We start from the raw sequence: 19,973 nt of genomic DNA, 5'->3' as shown, positions 1-19,973 counted from the left end.
ATGAAATCCATCCCTTACGGCAGACAGCATATCACACAGGCGGATATTGATGCAGTAGTTGAGGTACTCCGTGCTGACTATCTAACCCAAGGCCCTAAAATCGCCGAATTTGAGCAGGCTTTTGCGAACTATATAGGTAGCCGTTATGCAGTTGCGGTTGCCAACGGAACCGCTGCTCTGCACCTTTGTACTTTAGCACTGGGAGTTCAACCGGGTAATAAAGTAATTACAACTCCCATTACCTTTGCGGCTTCAGCAAATTGTGTCCGTTATGCAGGTGGAGATGTTGTTTTTGCAGATATTGAACCGGAAACCTACCTCTTAGATATTAAAAAGGTTGAAGAATTATTGAACAACGCTCCGGAAGGTACATATAAGGGAATCATTCCTGTTGATTTTGCCGGACGAAGTGTTGATCTGGAAGCTTTCCGAAAGTTAGCCGATAAGTACAACTGCTGGATTATTGAAGATGCTTGTCACGCACCTGGAGGGTATTTCATCGATTCCAATGAAAAAAAACAATTTTGCGGCAATAGTCAATTTGCCGATCTGGCCATTTTTTCCTTTCACCCGGTAAAACACATTGCTGCAGGGGAAGGTGGCATGATTACCACGAACGATGAAAAACTCTATCAAAAACTTCTTACGCTTCGAACCCACGGTATATTGAAAGACGTAGAGCTTTTCCAAAATTCGCCACAAGTTGCATACGGAAATAACCATGAAGCAGAAAATACAAATACTGCAACATATCCGGGCTGGTATTACGAAATGCAGGAACTGGGTTTCAACTACCGCCTCACTGATTTCCAGGCAGCATTGGGGAATGAACAGCTAAAACGGGCTGATGAAGGTTTAAAACGAAGAAGAGAAATAGCTCAAACGTATGATGAGGCATTCAAAGGCAAATCGTTTATTAAAGGGCAATCGGGTGTTGTTGATGGTCACGCATACCATTTGTATGTGATCGAAGTAAATAATCGCAAAGAACTGTATGAACACCTCAGAGCAAATAATATTTTCGTTCAGATTCATTATGTTCCGGTGCATCTGATGCCTTATTACAGGCAATTTGGATGGAAAAATGGGGATCTGCCTGCAGCTGAAAGATATTATAACCGATGTATCAGCTTACCCATGTACCCAACGTTGACAGATGAGGAACAACAATACGTTATCCAGAAAATCAATGAATGCTATGAGTAATCTATGCATTATTCCTGCCCGTGGCGGAAGTAAACGAATTCCTAAAAAGAACGTCAAAGATTTTTTAGGGAAACCGATCATCGCCTACTCCATTGTAACAGCCCTAAAAAGTAATCTTTTCGATGAGGTTATGGTCTCAACCGATGATCCGGAAATCGCAAAAACCGCTTTAAAGTACGGGGCCAAAGTGCCTTTTATGCGATCAGGAGAAAATGCAAATGACTTTGCCACACTGACCGATGTGCTCATTGAAGTGGTAAACCAATACAAAAAAGCTGGAAAATTTTTTGAAAACATCTGTTGTATTTTGCCAACTGCTCCGTTAACCACCTCTACACGTATTGATGAAGCATTTAAGAAACTTGTCAAAGAAGGATTAGAATCTTCAGTTCCGGTTGTGGAATTTTCTTATCCTATCTTAAGGGCTTTAGAATTTGATCAGAACTACAAACTAAAAATGGTTTGGCCTGAATACGTAAAAACCAGAAGTCAGGATTTAAAACCAACTTTCCATGATACCGGTTCGTTTTATTGGGTAAAAGAAGCAGCTTTAATGGAGCAAAAATCTTTGTTTTGCAAAAATGGAGGCGCAATTGTACTTCCAGAAAACGAAGTTCAGGATATCGATACCTTGACCGATTGGAGATTAGCTGAAATGAAATATAAGTTGATACATGGGTAAGCGCACAATCATTTTCAGAGCCGATGGAAACGAATCGATAGGGATGGGGCATTTCATTCGTACTTTGGCTCTTGCAGAAATGCTTAACCAGGATTTCCATTGTATTTTTGCAACAAAAACTCCATCACAATATCAAATAGACGAAATTGAAAAGGTTTGCCACAAAAGAATCGATTTACCTACAGATAAAACGCATTTCACAAAATTCCTTGACCTTTTAAATGGAGATGAAATTGTAGTACTTGACAACTATTATTTCACAACTCAATATCAACATGAAATCAAGAATAAAGGATGTCGTTTAGTCTGTATTGATGATCTTCATGATGAACATTTTGTTGCAGATATAATCATTAACCACGCAGAAGGTATTAGTTCTGAAGATTATTCGGTAGAACCCTATTCTCAACTTTTGTTAGGTTACAACTACGCTTTATTGAGAAAGGAATATTTGGAAGAGGACATCAATTTAGACAACAAAAAGTATTCATACTTTCTTATGATGGGAGGAGCAGATCCGCATAACCTTACTCATCATATCTTAAATATCCTCGAACTTAAGGAGACTAAATTACCAATTGCCGTCGTCGTCGGTTCTGGATACAAAGAGAATTCTTCTCTAAGTAAATTTTGTAATGTTGCTTTATTTAAGAGCATCACTTCAGCACAGGTTTTCAGATTAATGCTCCAATCACAATTTGGAATCCTTCCTGCAAGTACAGTAGCAATTGAGGCATGCGCTGCCAGATTGCCTTTCATTTGTGGATACTTTATCAATAACCAGTCCGAAATTTATAATGGAATAAAAACGAGTAACCTGGCTGTCTGCATTGGAAATTATCTTGATATAAATGAAAAAAAACTACTTACTGCCCAGAGGAAACTGTCTGAAATAAATACTGTAGACACAATCAAAATAAACCAAAGAACAAAACTCGATAAAAAATCAAAAGAAAGATTTCTCAAAGTATTTCATTCACTATGACAAACAAAATCGGCTTTCTGGTTTCTGGCGAATTGGGTTTGCATTGTTTAAAGCATATTGATAACATTATTAAGCCCCAATTCATTTTTACTGATAAAAACTCTACAGGTATTATCCAATATGCAGAAATTAATAAAATCCCAGTCTTTATTGGTAATCCCAGAAAGAAAGACTCAACCTCTTTTTTAAAAAAGTTCAATACAGATATCATTTTTTCGATTAACTATCTATTTATTGTTAATGATGATGTTTTGGACTTTCCCGAAACTCACGCTATCAACTTCCACGGTTCCTTACTGCCTAAATACAGGGGGAGAACGCCACATGTTTGGGCGATTATCAACGGCGAAAAAGAAACAGGAATTACAGCCCATTTGATGGAGAAGGGATGTGATACGGGAGACATCGTTTTGCAGGAAAGATTTGAAATCAATCCAAGCGCCACGGGAAATGACATCTTACACATTTACAAAGAGAAGTATCCATTGATGGTCGAGAAAATTCTCGATATGATAGCTAATAATAAATTAGTCACTCAGAAACAGAACAACAAAGAAGCCACATATTTTGGCAAAAGGACGCCGGAAGATGGTCATATCAACTGGGACTGGCAGAAAGAGAGAATTTACAATTGGGTTAGAGCTCAGGCAATGCCATATCCGGGAGCATTCTCTTACCTAAACGGGAAAAAAGTAATAATTGACAAAATATGCTTTACTGACTTTGGATACGATAATGAAATGCCAAATGGCTTGATCATTCAAACAGAACCTGAAATACTGGTAAAAACTCCTAATGGAGTGGTTAAACTCCTTCAAATACGAGATCAAAACACTATTAGTTTTAATGAAAACGATCAACTCATCTAGCTATGAAAATAGGAAGTTTCGATTTTGAAAAAGGCAAAAATACCCTGATTATTGCTGAATTATCTGCAAATCATGGACACAATAAGGAGATTGCATTAGAGACAATTAGAGCTGCCAAAAGGGCTGGTGCAGATGCTATTAAGTTACAGACTTATACAGCAGACACGTTAACAATTGATTGTAAAAACGAGTACTTTACCATCCAGGAAGGATTGTGGAAAGGGAAAACACTTTATGAATTGTATGGTGAAGCATACACTCCCTGGGAGTGGCATGAGAATCTGTTTAATGAAGCCAAAAAGGAAGGACTAATCTGTTTCTCGACACCATTTGATAAAACTTCAGTCGATTTTTTGGAGCAGTTCAATCCACCAGCGTACAAAATTGCTTCATTCGAGATTCAGGATATTCCCCTAATTGAATACACTGCATCTAAAGGTAGACCCATTATTATGTCAACAGGAATTGCCGAGATCGAAGACATTGAACTGGCTGTGAAAACCTGTCGCGGTGTTGGAAATAATGACATTACCCTACTAAAATGTACCTCTTCTTACCCAGCCCCAATAGAAGAAGCCAACCTCAATACAATCCCCGACCTTAAACAACGCTTTGGAGTGGAGGTCGGTTTATCCGATCACACCTTGGGCATTGTGGCTCCGGTAGTTGCCACAACACTCGGTGCACGTGTCATTGAAAAACATTTCATTTTGGATAAATCGATTGGTGGTCCAGATGCCTCCTTTTCGCTCGATGAAAAAGAATTCACCGAGATGGTTACAGCAGTTCGTCAAGCAGAGAAAGCAGTTGGGAAAGTTTCCTACTCACTTACAGAGAAAGTTAAGGCAAGTAGGAAATTCGCTCGTTCTCTTTTTGTGGCAAAAGACATGAAGGCGGGTGATATTTTTACTGAAGAGAACGTGCGTTCCATTCGCCCTGGGTATGGTTTGCACCCAAAATATTTGAAAGATGTTATTGGTAAAACAGCTACGAAAGAACTTGAAAAGGGAACACCGTTAAGTTTAAGGCATGTAAATAATTAATAAATGTCCTTAAGGAGCTATTCAAATACGTCTCTCAATCAACGGAATATGAAAAATCCAGTTACTCATCAGAAATAATTACTATACGAATGGTAACATATAGAATCCTCCTAAAATTCCAGAAAAAATATTACCAATTTCTTCAGTCAGAATGCAGCACCATAAATAATCGATTCAAAATTGTGTTTTTGTAGCTTATATTGTGACAATATGCAGGAGATTCGATGCATAAAACTGAGATTGCGCTATAATTAAATATAATCCAGAAATTATAGATGAAACCACTAACTACTTTAAAAAATAAATTAAATCAAATTTCAAACAGCCGTAAACTAGGATTAGAATTTCTCATTTATAATATTATAGGTAACATTTTTACTTTTCTGTTAAATTTGATATTACCTTTTTTGTTGTCTACGGACAATTACGGGTATTTTGCATTATTATTTTCTATTTACAACTTAGGTGCTGCATTTTTTACTTTTGGCTTAAATGTTAGTATAATTAAATTTACAGTTAGAAAGAATGAAAATGAAAATACACTACTAGACAGTCTTATAAGCTGGGCAATTGTTACGTTCATACCATTAGTCATCTTAATTATTATTTCGTACTACCTGACAAGTAACAATATACTCCACACCTCTTTCAAAGCGCTAGTTCTGGTAGTTTTCGCTAGTTCGCTAATTTCAATACAAAGAATAGTATTATCATATCATATTGCTACCGAAAGCATTAAGAAGTATGGTGTTTTATTTATTTCCAACAAGATAATTCAATTCATACCGATTATTTTAGTAGCATTACTTTTTTCAAACTCGACTTTTATTAATGTTTTACCTTACCTCTTCTTACTCCAGAGTTTTACATTAATTTCCTTCATTCTCATTTCCGAGAGAAGAGATATTTTTCATAGACTTAGCAGCAAAAAGAATATATTTAAAATAATAAAATTTACATTACCGCTTTCAGTTAATACATTTGGCAGTTTCGGTTATAGTTATGGATTCAATGTATTTATATCTCCTTTCCTAACACTTAGTCAGTTGGGAATTTTAAATATTTTCAACCAATTATCAAGCATTGCTTCCATTACAATTAATGCACTAAATAATGGTTATATCCCTACTTTTTACAGAAACTTTCCCGATAGACCGAAACAAGCAATAATAGATTTTCTTAAATATATATTTCAAAATTCACTACCCTTAATAATAATTGTTTTTATCGTAGGTTTTGCATATAAAACTATTTCACTTAATTCAAACAGTGATTATAGCATAATCCTACTTACAATCTATTGTATCGGTGTATTTCTGTACGCTTTTAAAGCGATAGGTAGTAATATATTAATAATTGAAGGAAAAACCATGAGGACCTCTACAATAACTATCTTCACATCAGTAATAAATATTACGATGGCAATAATTTTCACAAAATATTTCGGTTTTTTTGGATGTATTACTAGCCTAAGTATTGGCTACATATTGCAATCCATGGTTTTTAATTATGTACTTCTTAATCATCACGCTATTAAAATTCATCAATAACCCAGGAAAATTTCAATGTTTATGAATAACAATATTTCCATTTTTACCGTATGTAATGTCGCATATTTGAATAAAGTTTCAGTATTAGCGAAATCAGTTTTTAAGAACACCGGAATTAAATTGGACATTTTCGTTTTTGACATAAAAAGAGAAGTTAATGTTAATTCAAGATACTGTCAAATCACGTGGATAGAAGAGCTGGAAATTCCTAATCTCAAAAAATTGGCTTTTAAATATACAGTAATTGAATTAACAACTGCTTTAAAACCGTATATAGCCTTAAAGCTTCTTGAGAAAAATAACAAAGTGATTTTCTTTGACCCAGACGTAATGGTTTTCAATTCTTTAAATAGCATATTTGACAACCTAGACCAGAATCCCATAGTAATAACACCTCATTATTTCCATCCTAAGATAAATGGTTTGATTGACGATGCAAGACTAATGAGGTTTGGTTCTTTCAACTTAGGATTCTTTGCGGTAAATAATTCTGACTATAGTAAGGAATTTCTGACCTGGTGGTCAGAACGATGTTTAACAGATGGATTTGATGATACACAATTTGGAATTTTCACTGACCAAAAATGGGTCAGTATTGCACCAAATTTTTTCCCGCAGATTCACATTACATATGATCCCGGCTATAACGTGGCATTTTGGAATATTGATGAACGAACAATCACTAAAAATTCAGAAGGAAAATACATCGTTAACAAGGAATATCCTTTATCATTCTTCCATTTTAGCTCATTCTCCTCGGAATTTCCTGAGAAACTAACTGCTAAAAATTTTAATTTAGGAGAAAACGCGCCTGAGCTAATTTCAGAAATATCTGTCTTGTATTCTAATGAATTAAGAAAGCATAATAATATATCTAGTGACACAACGTACTCTTTTGATTATATGTCTGATGGCAGATATATCTCTCCAGCTTTAAGACGGGCTTATGCTTCGATGATGAACAAACTCCCGGAAAATCACGATCCTTTTGACAGTAAAGATATTATTGCAACATTCGCTAAGAAAAACCATTTATTTCAAAAAAATAACAAACGATATTCGGCAAATGGATATAAAAACGTTGGCGAAAATACTTGGAAATTCAAAATAGTATATGTCTTAATGAAGTTTACATTAAGGATTATTGGCCCGAATAACTTCATGAATCTTTCTAGACTATTAGTCTACTTGTCAAGCTATCATAAAATTGATGAAATGTGGAAATATGGTAACAACGAGAAATAAATAGTATTACTAAAAATTAAATCAGTCTCTTTCTTTAATATAGAGCACTAATATACCAGACGAATCTATATGAAAAATATATTAATAAAATTGTATAGTTTTTCAAAGAACTCCTTCAACTCTTTAGTTTCTACTTTGAGTGTGCTAATTTTCAGTTCCTTCTCGTGTAATAAGAGTCTTAAAAAATGTAAAACTAAATTTGATATCCTGGATGAATGTATTGTGATGGGTAATGGCCCATCGCTAACCACATTTTTAGAAAAAAATACAGCAGCAGCAGCAGGGAAGCATGTGTTTGCAGTTAACTTTTTTTGCAATACAGAATATTTCGAAAAAATAAAACCTTCCTTCTATGTTTTATTAGATCCAAATATATTTTCTACTCCTTTAAAAACTGCTTTGAAAGACAATGTTGAAGAATTAATAGAAAGATTTAAAAAAATTTCATGGGAGATGTATTTGTTTGTCCCGTATAAATTCAAAAAATCATTGTTTACTCAACAACTCAACAATAAAAATATTAAAATCGTCCCGTTCAATTCCACACCAGTTCAAGGATATAGTTTCCTGGAAAATTGGCTATTTAAAAGGAATCTTGGAATGCCAAGGCCACAAACAGTAATAAATGCTGCGATTTTTCTAGCTCTAAATATGGAGTTTAAAGTAATTCATTTATTTGGTGTCGAGCAATCTTGGTTAAAATATTTATCAATTAATGATGACAACAGCATTAGTGTAGGTCTGTCACATTTTTACAAAGACTCTGACAAAACAGGCGAAAATAGGACGCTCAGTGAGTTTCTCACCTCTCAAGCAACTGTTTTTAAAAGTCATATGAGGTTACAAAGATATTCTGAAAGAAATGAGCAACTCATTTTAAATCACACATCAGGCTCCTATATAGACGCATACAAAAGAACAAATCAATTTCTATGAAAAATTTCATCTTATTTTTCATATTATCTACCTTTGCTTTAACAACTATTTACATAACGAGCACCCCAGGAAGCAGCCAAGTGGATATATTATTTTCACTAGAAGCTATTCTAATTAGCTTCTCACTATTTTATCTAAGAAAAACACCTTTCTCATTATTTCAAATCTTTCATTTATTTTTCTTTATATTTTTTTGCATTGCTCCTATCGCACAGTTTCACCACGGAACTATAATGTGGAAAAGAACAAATATTTTTACCTTATCAGACTATACTATCGCAATATTATATATAATATTAATAATCGTGATTTTTAATATATCCTATATAATATCTTATAAAATAATAAAAATCAAACAAAGTACAGAACATAAATTTTCAAAACTTAGTACAAAACATGAGTTTATTCTTATATCTGTCTCATTAATTTCTTTTTTCATTGTTTTAGCATGGAATGATTTTAATTATTTCTCTGTACTATTTAGAGGTGGCGTATTTGCTACTAAAATAAACATAGAGAGTACATCTCTCGTTTTAATTATTAGGTTTTTCATACGACCAATCGGAATCTTTCTGTTTTTATTAGCCAAACAAAGAGGAGTGAAACACAACATTTCTTTATTCGTACTAGGATTTATCGCAATTATTACTGCACCTCCAACCGGCATGCCAAGATTTGCTGCTGCATGCTTATATCTGCCCATTGTATTAACTTTTTTCCCTTTTTTTCAAAGGAAAAACAGAATTGTAATTTTATTACTTTTTGGTTTGCTATTTATATTTCCTTTACTTAATAATTTTAGACACTTCTCTGGAAATCAAAATATTTCCATATTCGCAAATTTTGATACGATGTTTCTTAGTGGTGATTTCGATGCTTTTCAAAATTTCATGTATGTCGTAAAATATAATATTATAACTTTTGGTCATCAGCTTGCCGGAGTGTTGCTATTCTGGGTACCTCGCTCGATCTGGCCTTCAAAACCAATAGGCAGTGGTTTCTATATCGCCGATTTGTTGAATTTGCAATTCAATAACATATCAATGCCATTCTTTGGTGAAGCCTATATTAATTTTGGTTTTCTAGGATTGATCATATTTGCGAGTACGATAGGATACACACTAGCTTACGTTGACAAATATTATACTAACAATTATAAAAAGAACAACTTATTCAACATATTTTATTTCGTATTATTCGGTCTGCTTTTTTATATGCAAAGAGGCGATCTAATAAATTCATTTTCATATCTATGTAGTTTCTCTTTGTTATACTTTATTTTTTCCAGATTGATAAATAAATTTACTATTACAAGAGAATTCGCTTCCTAAATCACATTTTAAAATTCATATCAATGAACCTATCTGTTATTACAGCCACATATAATAGCTCCACTTTCGTTGCCCAATGTATAAAATCAATAAAAAATCAAACTTATTCGGATATTGAACATATTATTATAGATGGCAAATCAAAAGACAATACACTTGAAATCATAAAAACCACTCCAAACAGGATAACCAAAATTATATCAGAACCAGACAACGGTATTTACGATGCCATGAACAAAGGGATTCAATTGGCATCCGGCGACGTAGTTGGTATTCTCAATTCAGACGATTTCTATGCTTCTGATACAATCATCGAAGAGATTGTCAATATTTTTGAAGCTACTAGTTGTGATTGCGTCTATGGAAATTTAGATTTCGTGAAAGCGGAAGAGCCTCAAAAAGTGATTCGTCGCTGGAAAAGTTCCCCTTTTGTTTCTGGCAGCTTCTCCAAAGGTTGGCATCCACCCCATCCAACTTTCTTTGTACGAAGAGAGATATATGAAAAATATGGAACTTTTGATACTTCACTAAACGTTTCGGCAGACTTTGAATTAATGCTTCGGTTTTTGGAGAAATACCAAATAAAGCATCAATATATTGATAAAACCATTGTGAACATGCGTTATGGAGGAGAGAGCACGGGCAGTTTGAAGAAAATTATTGAGGGCAATAAGAATATTATGAAAGCTTTTCGAAAAAATAATATTCCGGTTTCTCCATTTTATCCTATTATTCGCTTATTACCCAAGCTAAAACAGTTCATTACCAAATAATATGAATAAGATTCTACTTATCGGAGCTTCAGGTTTTGTCGGCACCCGAGTACTCGATATAACCAAAGAAGAGTTTAGTACTTCGAACTTCGACAAACAACAAAGCATCTACCATCCTGAAACAACCACAATTGGGGATGTTCGAAATCAAACCGAACTGGACAATGCGCTGCAAAACCAGGAAGCTGTCGTACTGTTGGCGGCTGAACACCGTGACGATGTCAGTCCGGTTTCGTTATACTACGACGTCAATGTGCAGGGTGCCAGAAATGTTTTGGAGGCAATGGACAAGAATGGTGTAAAGAACATCATCTTTACGAGTTCTGTAGCCGTTTACGGATTGAACAAAAAGAATCCGGATGAAAACCACCCAGCCGATCCATTCAATCACTACGGCAAGAGCAAATGGCAGGCAGAAGAAGTTTTACGGAAATGGCATCAAAAAGATCCCGAAAACCGTTCGCTAACCATTATTCGGCCGACCGTCATATTTGGAGAACGCAACAGGGGAAATGTATTCAACCTGCTCAAACAAATCGCTTCCGGTAAATTCCTCATGGTGGGCAAAGGAACCAATAAAAAGTCCATGGCCTATGTGGGGAATATTGCAGCGTTCATCAAATTTCAGTTAGACAATCTACAACCGGGGTATCTGGTTTACAATTACATCGATAAACCCGATTTCAATATGAATGAGTTGGTGGCACAGGTGGAGAAAAGCCTAAATAAAAATATCCCGTCAACACATTTTCCCTATTGGTTGGGAATGTTAGGCGGTTACGGCTTCGATGTACTAAGCAAAGTAACAGGCAAAAAATTTGCGGTCAGCTCCGTTCGCGTCAAAAAGTTCTGTGCCACTACCCAGTTTGATGCTGCTAAAGCACACAGTTCCGGTTTCAAGGCTCCGTTTACTTTAGCCGAAGGATTACATCGGACGCTTCACTATGAATTCATCGACACAGAAAAGGACGGAGTCACTTTTGAAAGTGAATAAAGTATCATCTGCATCACAGTTCAACGCCACCAATTAAACTTATAAACGCTTCAACGATTAAACAAGATTTCCAATGAAAGGCATCATCCTTGCCGGCGGTTCCGGCACGCGGCTCTACCCCATTACCAAGGGGATTTCCAAACAGTTATTACCGATTTTTGACAAACCGATGATCTATTACCCACTGTCGGTGCTTATGCTGGCAGGCATCCGGGAAGTGCTCATCATCTCCACACCGGAAGATCTACCGGGTTTTCAAAAATTATTGGGCAGTGGTGAAGATTTAGGCATGCAATTCAGTTACAAAGAACAACCCAGTCCGGATGGACTGGCCCAGGCATTCACCATCGGGGAAGAATTTATCGGAAACAATAGCGTCTGCATGGTCTTGGGTGATAACATCTTTTACGGCCACGGCCTGGTGGATTTGTTGAAACAAGCTCGCAGAAACGTGGAAGAAGAGGGCAAACCTACCGTATTTGGGTATTATGTGAACGACCCGGAACGTTACGGAGTGGCCACGTTCGATAAAGAAGGCAATGTCACCTCTATCGAAGAAAAACCGGAAAAACCGGCTTCCAACTATGCCGTAGTAGGGCTCTATTTCTACACCAATGATGTAGTAGAAGTTGCCAAAAACATTCAGCCCTCCGCTCGTGGAGAGTACGAAATTACCACGGTTAACCAGCACTACCTGGACGAAGGCCGGTTAAAAGTGGAACTAATGGGCCGCGGCTATGCCTGGCTCGATACCGGCACACACGAATCCTTCCTCGATGCCAGTCAATTTATCCAGACCGTCGAAACCCGTCAGGGACTTAAAATTGCCTGCATTGAAGAAATCGCATACAAAATGGGCTACATCGATGCCAACCAGGTCCGCCAACTCGCTGAACCGTTGAAAAAGAACGGTTACGGACAATATTTGTTGAAGCTGGTCGCTGAGTAATCCTGTCATTGCGAGGAACGACGAAGGAGTGACGCGGCAATCTCCCCTTAGTCTGTCATTGCGAGGAACGAAGAAGGAGTGACGCGGCAATCCCCCGACAAACGCACTGCACCCAAACGGAGCGACAAAGAAACACATTGAACAACAGATTGCTTCGTCGTGCCTCCTCGCAATGACAGCACAATGAAGGACACCCATGCAATACCGTACCTACCAAACCTACATCCTGACCAACAAGAACCACATGGTTCTGTATACAGGAGTAACGTCCGACCTGAAGCAACGGGTAGAAGAACACAAACGAAAAGCCTACCCAAAATCCTTTACTGCTCGGTACAATGTGGATATTCTGGTTTGGTTCGAACAATACTTCGACATTGGTGAGGCCATTGCAAGGGAGAAGCAGATCAAGGCCGGTTCCCGACAAAAGAAAATTGACTTAATCAACTCCATGAATCCAGAATGGGAGGATTTATACGAAGAGTTGTAACTGTCATTGCGAGGGAGGAGGTACGACGACTGCGGCAATCTCTTGACAAACGCTGTGTCCCCAAACGAAGCGACTGCGGCAATCTCCAGATAAACGCTCTGCCCTAACATCAGGACAAAGAAACTCATTAAAACAACAGATTGCTTCGTCGTACCTCCTCGCAATGACACTTCATTGTGGCTGTCATTGCGAGGGAGCGACATAGGAGCGACCGCGGCAATCTCCCCTCTTCCTGTCATTGCGAGGAGCGACGAAGGAGTGACGCGGCAATCTCCCAACGAAAAACGCTACCAATAAACGAAGAACGACACAACAAAAAATATTTAAATACATGACCTTCACCCAAACCACCATCCCCGGTGTTTTCGTTATCGAACCCAAAGTTTTCGGAGATGCACGCGGATATTTCTTTGAATCATTCAGTCAAAAAGAATTTGAACAACATATTGGTGCTATCAACTTTGTACAGGATAACGAATCCCGTTCAACAAGGGGCGTTCTGCGCGGACTCCATTTTCAGCGTCCGCCGTTTGCCCAGGCCAAACTGGTCCGTTGCATCGAAGGAGAAGTGCTCGATGTAGCCGTCGATCTGCGCCAGGGATCACCGACCAACAAACAATACGTGGCGGTAAAACTCACCGGAGAAAACAAACGCCAGCTATTCATTCCCCGCGGTTTTGCCCACGGGTTCGTGGTATTGAGTGAAACGGCCACTTTTGCCTATAAAGTAGATAACGTGTATGCTCCCGACCATGACGGTGGCATCGCCTGGAACGATCCGGAAATCAATGTTGACTGGCAAATTGATGGTTCGGAAGTACTGCTTTCTGCCAAAGACCAGGCATTAAAACCATTGAGCGAAACAGACATTCCATTTGAATACAAACAGTAGAAGATAAATTCAACAGATTGCTTCGTCGTACCTCCTCGCAATGACACTTCGTTGGGGCTGTCATTGCGAAAGAGGAGGCAACGACGACTGCGGCAATCTGCAGATTAATGCTCTGCTCCCAAACGAAGTGACCGCGGCAATCTCCCCTTAGTCTGTCATTGCGAGGCCGACAAAGGAGGCCGCGGCAATCTCACGCTTAACATCTAACACGAATAGAAACACAACCAACAATGAAACATATCCTAGTCACAGGCGGTGCCGGATTCATCGGCGCCAACTTCATTCCCTACTACCTGGAAGCCCATCCCGACACTTTCATCATCAATCTCGACAAACTGACCTATGCAGGCGACCTGAACAACCTCTCCGAAGTGGAAAACCACAATCGCTATGAGTTAGTGAAAGGAGACATCGGTAACCGTGAACTGGTAGAATACCTGTTTGCCAAATATGATATCCGGGGGGTATTTCATTTCGCCGCCGAATCGCATGTCGACAACTCCATCACCGGGCCGGAGGTTTTCATCCGTACCAACGTGAATGGAACTTTCAATCTATTAGATGTCGCTTACAAATACTGGATGGAAAAGCCCTTCACCGTGAAACCGGGTTACGAAGCGTGCCGTTTTCACCACATCTCGACTGATGAGGTATACGGAACGCTGGGTGTCGAAGGCCTGTTCGAAGAAACCACGCCTTATGCGCCCAACAGTCCCTATTCGGCGTCCAAAGCCAGTTCCGATCTGATTGTTCGGGCTTATTTCCATACCTACGGAATGAATGTCACCACCAGCAATTGTTCCAATAACTATGGTCCCAAACAACATGATGAGAAGCTCATTCCGATCATCATCCGAAAAGCATTGGCCAAAGAGCCTATCCCCATTTACGGTGATGGCAAAAACATCCGTGACTGGTTATACGTACTAGATCACTGCAAAGGCATCGACCTGGTGGAGCAGAAGGGCAAATCAGGTGAAACCTACAATATTGGCGGCCGCAACGAACGCGACAACCTGTTTATCGTAAACCACATCTGTCAACTGCTCGATGAAAGGGCACCGCGTAATGATGGAAAGAAATACGCCGACCTTATCACTTTCGTCACCGACCGTGCCGGCCACGACCGCCGCTACGCCATCGATGCCACCAAAATCGAAACCCAGCTCGGCTGGCAAGCCGATGAAAATTTCGAGTCCGGCATCATTAAAACCGTCGTTTGGTACCTGGAGAAATATATCGGTCGGTAGTTAGGAAAATCGGTAGCAGAGAAGCTAAGAATGTGAGAGGACGGGAAAGTGAGAATTTCACATGGTCCCGCACAACCATTAAAATACGCCCCTCATCACAACCACCGGCCCAAAGCCCATCTCTATGTTAGAGAGGGGTTGGGGTGAGTAGAAATCAACCGGCCGACCAAAAAAACACCGCCAGAACAAACAGAAAAACAGATTTTAAACCTGTCCGTGAACATCAGTCAAAACAATCTGTGCCCATCCGTGGAAACTTAAGACTGACACAGTTCAGAGTCTGTTCAGCCAACTGTGTCAAGGAATAATTGAATAACAAATTATAACTTGTAGCATTATGGAGGAACAGAAATTTGACTATGAAGCCTTTGAGAAGGAAGCTATCGAGCAACTGAAAAAGGGAAAGAAGCTTGAAGGGAAAGGCGGGGTGTTGGCTCCGTTATTGCAACGGCTGCTAAATGCAAGCCTTCATGGAGAACTTGACGCCCATCTACAGGAAGGTGAAACGCAAAATCGCCGTAACGGCAAGGGGACAAAGAAGGTAAAAACAAGTTTTGGCGAAATCGAAATCGATTCACCCCGGGATCGTGAAAGCAGCTTCTCACCGCAGATTGTCCGCAAACGGCAGCTGACCCTGGGAGATGGAATCGATCACAAAGTGATTTCTCTTTATGCCAAAGGGATGAGTTATGAGAGCATTTGTGAACACCTGGAAGATTTATATGGCATCACACTTTCTCCGGCCACATTAAGCGCAATAACCGACCGTATTATGCCCGAGGTTTACCAGTGGCAAAACCGTCCGTTGGAGGCTTTATATCCGATTGTATGGCTCGATGCAGTCCATTACAAAGTGCGTAGTGAAGGAAGGATTGTTCACAAAGCAGTTTATCATGTTCTCGGAGTCGGTCAGGATGGCATAAAAGAAATACTGGGGATGTATATCGGTGAGAAAGAGGGAGCTAAATTTTGGTTACAGGTGCTGAGCGACCTTCAGAACCGGGGAGTCAAAGACATCCTGATTGCCTGCATTGATAACCTGACTGGCTTTAAAGAAGCTATCGAAAGTATCTTTCCCAAAACCGATGTTCAACTATGTGTGATTCACCAAATCCGTAATTCCTTTAAATATTTACGTAAAAAAGATTACAAGGAGTTTGTAGCTGACCTGCGATTAATTTATACCGCTCTAAATTACCAGGAAGGGGAAAGGAATCTGGACAAGTTTGATGAAAAATGGGGGAAGCAATACCCTGCTGTCATTCGTTCATGGAGGAATAACTGGGACGGACTCAGTACTTTTTTCCACTACCCCTATGAGCTCCGCAGGCTCATGTACACCACCAACATCATCGAAAGTTATCACAGCCAGTTACGTAAAATCACCAAAAGCAAGAGAATATTTCCAAACGACGCAGCTCTGTTAAAGCTGCTGTACCTGATAACAATAAGAATAACAGAAAAATGGTCGAGGCCAATTAAGAACTGGAAAAATACGTTAGCTCAACTTTCAATACTATATGAAGAGAGAATGAATCCTGAATAATTTTTTCTTTTCCAAAACCCTGTTTTTAACTGAAGGGCTTTGAAAAAGAAAAATTTAAGACTGACACAGTTCATTGAATAGACCCACAGTTCATTGAATAGACCCTTGAATAGACCCCATAATTCATTGAACAGTTCCAAAACATGTTCCGGATACATACTTTTTCTTACGGCGCACCCTAAAACATGTTAAGCATACATACTTTTCCACGCAGCGATGGTCAAAACATGTTAAGCATACATACTTTTTCGCGCAGCAGTGGCTAAAACATGTTAAGCATACATACATTTCGCTCCAGTAAAGGCCATATTATGCTAAGCAACATGTGTTTCATCAACTACATTTATCAAAAAAATATTCAGACAATATAAAATAGGTGAAATCAGAGCATAATAAGCCAAAATAACCCATCAATAGATAATTATAATTAACAATTATATGTCAGCTATCATACCAATAAGCGTAGAATACCTACTTTTCGAATAATCAATAGTATTGTTTGATTTTTTTACTCATACTAAAATTTGTAACTTCTTGTAACAAAAATTAATTAATCTAAAATTTTAAACCATGGGTAAAGACCAATCAATTAACGATTTCATGGAAGACTGTCGCATCAAGATTTACAATGCATCCAGCGACGAAATTATCAGCGCCCGCCTCCTCCCCTTCGGATACGACGAGGCCAAACACACCGCCAACAAAACAATCTACACCGACACGGTAGCGCTCGTTAAGAAAAATGAAAACGAAAATGCCGAATGGCAAACGGCCAGCGAACTATTCAACAACCAGCAGAAAAAGACCCGGAAGGATTTCTCCCGGATTAGGAAAAAACTGAAATTCTACTATCCGGCCTCCTCTGCCGAAGCAAATACATTGGGACTCTACGAAGACAAAATCACCAAATACACCGACTTCCTGCAGGTAGCCAAAAACTTTTATGGTAACCTGGTGGGCATGCAGGAAGTGCTCGATAAACTGGCACCGTTTGGGTATACCCTCGAATCGGTTCAGGCGCTGCAGGCAGATGTAGACCAACTCGATATTCTCCGCGCCGATCGCGAAAAAGAAGGCGGGGATGCCCAATACGCCACCAAAGAACGGAATACCAAAATGGATGAACTCTACGAAGCAGCCAATGAGATTGCTCGTCTGGCCAAGCTCATCTTCGAGGATGACGAGGCACAATATCTCGAAAAACTCGGCATCATCGCCCGTTCGTAAAAAAATGAATCAGGTAACCCAATCCGTTACCTGATGCTCATAAATACACGCGATCCCATCTTATCAGCAAGGTGGGATCGCGCTCAGTTAAAATGGTGCCAAAAGCAAACAACAGATTGCTTCGTCCCGACGCGCGTATCATCTTCACACCCTGTCGGTGGTTGGAAACCCCGACAGTGGTCATCTCACCACAACCATCAAAATAAACGACGAATCTCATCACAATCACCGGCCAAAACCCCTCTTTGTGTCAGAGAGGGGTTGGGGTGAGTAGTTAAAATTAGTTTTAAGTACTAAGATTTAAGTGTTAAGAAAGACGATGACGCCAGAAGCGAGAACTTTCGACTTTCGACTATCGACCTTCGACCCTTTATTTTATTTCCGGCTCCGTAGGGCCACGATATATCGTGGCCGTGTACTACACCGCCTCTATCATATTTTATCTAGTGCACTGTGTGCGGCGCAATAACGTTTCCGTTTCAATCCGAATCGAACCGTGCGCCTCGTTTAAATGCGTGGCATTCATTCCCCAAGGCGTTGCCATTGGGCTAAATTAAACCGGCCTTTCAGGCCTTGCAGTCAATTGGCACCGAAGCGCATCCGTGTCAATCAGTGATAGCAATCCGTGTTAATCCTTCAGCGAAAGCAGCCTCGAAGCAATTGACTTTGTCGAACTTCATTTCGTGTAATTCGCCCTAATTCGCGTAATCTTTGTTATCGTTATTAATATTTGCATTTTTAACTTTCAGAATATAAATCAACAATAAAATACCTTAATAAATGTCACAAAAAGTAGCTTTGATTACCGGTGTCACCGGACAGGATGGCGCCTACCTGAGTGAATACCTGCTGAAAAAAGGATACATCGTACACGGCATCAAACGCCGCTCCTCGTTGTTCAATACCGACCGCATCGATCACCTGTACCAGGACCCGCACGTGGAGCACCGGAACTTCATTCTCCATTACGGCGACCTCACCGACTCGATGAACCTCACCCGCATCATCCAGGAGGTACAACCCGACGAGATATACAACCTGGCGGCCATGAGTCACGTAGCTGTCAGCTTCGAAACCCCCGAATATGTGGGCAATGCCGATGGTCTGGGAACGCTCCGCATCCTGGAAGCCGTTCGTCTCTTAGGCTTAACCGAAAAAACCCGTATCTACCAGGCATCCACCTCCGAACTGTATGGCATGGTACAGGAGGTGCCGCAAAGCGAGAAAACACCGTTCTATCCCCGTTCCCCCTATGCCGTAGCGAAACTGTACGCCTACTGGATTACGGTAAACTACCGTGAAGCATACAAAATGCATGCGAGCAACGGAATTCTCTTTAATCATGAGTCCCCTATCCGTGGTGAAACATTTGTGACCCGGAAAGTAACCCGCGCCCTCAGCCGTATCGCATTAGGCATGCAGGATAAAGTCTTCATGGGAAACCTGTCCAGCAAACGCGACTGGGGACATGCCAAGGATTACGTACGGGCCATGTACCTCATCCTGCAACAGGACCAACCCGATGATTATGTAATTGCAACCGGTATCACCACCACCATTCGTGACTTTATCAAAAAGGCTGCAGCCGAAGTGGGTATGGAAATTACCTTCCAGGGCGAAGGCGTCGATGAAAAAGGATACCTGACCGCTGTCGATGAGAAAGTATTCAGCCAAAAAGTCGGAGAACAATATCTTGAAGGCATCAAAGCGCGAATCACACCTTCTCACGCTCTCACTTCCGCATCTTCCCCACTCGTGGCAGTCGACCCGGCTTATTTCCGTCCGACGGAAGTAGACCTGCTGATTGGCGACCCAACCAAATCGAACACCGTACTGGGATGGAAACCTGAATATGACCTTGACGGCCTCATCAAAGACATGATGCAATCCGACATCAAAGTCATGCAAAAAGATGCCTGGCTAAAGGAAGGGGGGTATAGAATTATGAACTACTTCGAGTAAGAATTTTAAAAGAATGAAGATGTGAGGGTGAGAAGATGAGAAA

General features: G+C 39.7%; 18 protein-coding genes. All 18 read left to right on the top strand.

The annotated features are described in order from the left end of the window. The 18 genes from pseC (at window position 1) to gmd (ending at window position 19,930) form a co-directional block, all read left to right on the top strand. A complete protein-coding gene (gene pseC / locus GJU87_RS02710) occupies window positions 1-1,206 on the top strand; it encodes a UDP-4-amino-4,6-dideoxy-N-acetyl-beta-L-altrosamine transaminase (protein WP_153638097.1) in 1,206 nt (401 codons plus the stop codon). Then, entirely contained in the window at window positions 1,199-1,888 is a 690-nt protein-coding gene (gene pseF, locus GJU87_RS02705; protein WP_153638096.1) for a pseudaminic acid cytidylyltransferase, read from the top strand. Before pseC ends, pseF begins: the two co-directional genes overlap by 8 nt. Beyond that, on the top strand, window positions 1,881-2,873 hold the full coding sequence (gene pseG, locus GJU87_RS02700) for a UDP-2,4-diacetamido-2,4,6-trideoxy-beta-L-altropyranose hydrolase (protein ID WP_153638095.1): 993 nt from the start codon (window positions 1,881-1,883) through the stop codon (window positions 2,871-2,873). The genes pseF and pseG overlap by 8 nt, the downstream gene beginning before the upstream one ends. Further along, window positions 2,870-3,742: a methionyl-tRNA formyltransferase gene (locus GJU87_RS02695; RefSeq protein ID WP_153638094.1), complete on the top strand. Its 873-nt coding sequence runs from the start codon at window positions 2,870-2,872 to the stop codon at window positions 3,740-3,742. Before pseG ends, GJU87_RS02695 begins: the two co-directional genes overlap by 4 nt. 2 nt (window positions 3,743-3,744) lie before the next feature. Further along, on the top strand, window positions 3,745-4,785 hold the full coding sequence (pseI, locus tag GJU87_RS02690; RefSeq protein ID WP_153638093.1) for a pseudaminic acid synthase: 1,041 nt from the start codon (window positions 3,745-3,747) through the stop codon (window positions 4,783-4,785). Between the two features lie 275 nt (window positions 4,786-5,060). Then, window positions 5,061-6,335, top strand: a complete 1,275-nt coding sequence (locus tag GJU87_RS02685; protein ID WP_153638092.1) for a lipopolysaccharide biosynthesis protein — start codon at window positions 5,061-5,063, stop codon at window positions 6,333-6,335. 21 nt (window positions 6,336-6,356) lie between these two features. Then, entirely contained in the window at window positions 6,357-7,580 is a 1,224-nt protein-coding gene (locus GJU87_RS02680; RefSeq protein WP_194831422.1) for a putative nucleotide-diphospho-sugar transferase, read from the top strand. Window positions 7,581-7,649: 69 nt separating this feature from the next. Continuing rightward, window positions 7,650-8,516 carry a 6-hydroxymethylpterin diphosphokinase MptE-like protein gene (locus GJU87_RS02675; RefSeq protein WP_153638090.1) on the top strand — a complete coding sequence of 289 codons (867 nt, stop codon included), beginning with the start codon at window positions 7,650-7,652 and terminating at the stop codon, window positions 8,514-8,516. After that, window positions 8,513-9,847, top strand: a complete 1,335-nt coding sequence (gene wzy, locus GJU87_RS02670; RefSeq protein WP_153638089.1) for an O-antigen polysaccharide polymerase Wzy — start codon at window positions 8,513-8,515, stop codon at window positions 9,845-9,847. Before GJU87_RS02675 ends, wzy begins: the two co-directional genes overlap by 4 nt. A 23-nt stretch (window positions 9,848-9,870) precedes the next feature. Continuing rightward, window positions 9,871-10,620 carry a glycosyltransferase family 2 protein gene (locus GJU87_RS02665; protein ID WP_153638088.1) on the top strand — a complete coding sequence of 250 codons (750 nt, stop codon included), beginning with the start codon at window positions 9,871-9,873 and terminating at the stop codon, window positions 10,618-10,620. Window position 10,621: 1 nt separating this feature from the next. After that, window positions 10,622-11,614, top strand: a complete 993-nt coding sequence (locus tag GJU87_RS02660; protein ID WP_153638087.1) for an NAD-dependent epimerase/dehydratase family protein — start codon at window positions 10,622-10,624, stop codon at window positions 11,612-11,614. A gap of 73 nt (window positions 11,615-11,687) precedes the next feature. Further along, entirely contained in the window at window positions 11,688-12,563 is an 876-nt protein-coding gene (gene rfbA, locus GJU87_RS02655; protein WP_153638086.1) for a glucose-1-phosphate thymidylyltransferase RfbA, read from the top strand. Between the two features lie 196 nt (window positions 12,564-12,759). Then, window positions 12,760-13,053 carry a GIY-YIG nuclease family protein gene (locus GJU87_RS02650; RefSeq protein ID WP_153638085.1) on the top strand — a complete coding sequence of 98 codons (294 nt, stop codon included), beginning with the start codon at window positions 12,760-12,762 and terminating at the stop codon, window positions 13,051-13,053. Between the two features lie 331 nt (window positions 13,054-13,384). Further along, window positions 13,385-13,945 carry a dTDP-4-dehydrorhamnose 3,5-epimerase gene (gene rfbC, locus GJU87_RS02645; protein WP_153638084.1) on the top strand — a complete coding sequence of 187 codons (561 nt, stop codon included), beginning with the start codon at window positions 13,385-13,387 and terminating at the stop codon, window positions 13,943-13,945. 230 nt (window positions 13,946-14,175) lie between these two features. Further along, complete coding sequence (rfbB, locus tag GJU87_RS02640; RefSeq protein ID WP_153638083.1) at window positions 14,176-15,195, top strand: dTDP-glucose 4,6-dehydratase; 1,020 nt, start codon at window positions 14,176-14,178, stop codon at window positions 15,193-15,195. 337 nt (window positions 15,196-15,532) lie between these two features. Beyond that, the gene (locus tag GJU87_RS02635; protein ID WP_153638082.1) at window positions 15,533-16,741 is read left to right on the top strand and encodes an IS256 family transposase; all 1,209 of its coding nucleotides are present in this window, start codon (window positions 15,533-15,535) and stop codon (window positions 16,739-16,741) included. Between the two features lie 570 nt (window positions 16,742-17,311). After that, window positions 17,312-17,968: a hypothetical protein gene (locus GJU87_RS02630; RefSeq protein WP_153638081.1), complete on the top strand. Its 657-nt coding sequence runs from the start codon at window positions 17,312-17,314 to the stop codon at window positions 17,966-17,968. A gap of 780 nt (window positions 17,969-18,748) precedes the next feature. Further along, window positions 18,749-19,930 (top strand): GDP-mannose 4,6-dehydratase, encoded by a 1,182-nt coding sequence (gmd, locus tag GJU87_RS02625; protein ID WP_153638080.1) that lies wholly within the window; start codon window positions 18,749-18,751, stop codon window positions 19,928-19,930. Window positions 19,931-19,973: the final 43 nt, after the last annotated feature.

It is taken from the genome of Prolixibacter sp. NT017 (assembly GCF_009617875.1).
Lineage (GTDB): Bacteria > Bacteroidota > Bacteroidia > Bacteroidales > Prolixibacteraceae > Prolixibacter.
Note: the sequence above shows the minus strand (reverse complement) of the source record. Positions and strands in the feature narration are given on the sequence as shown.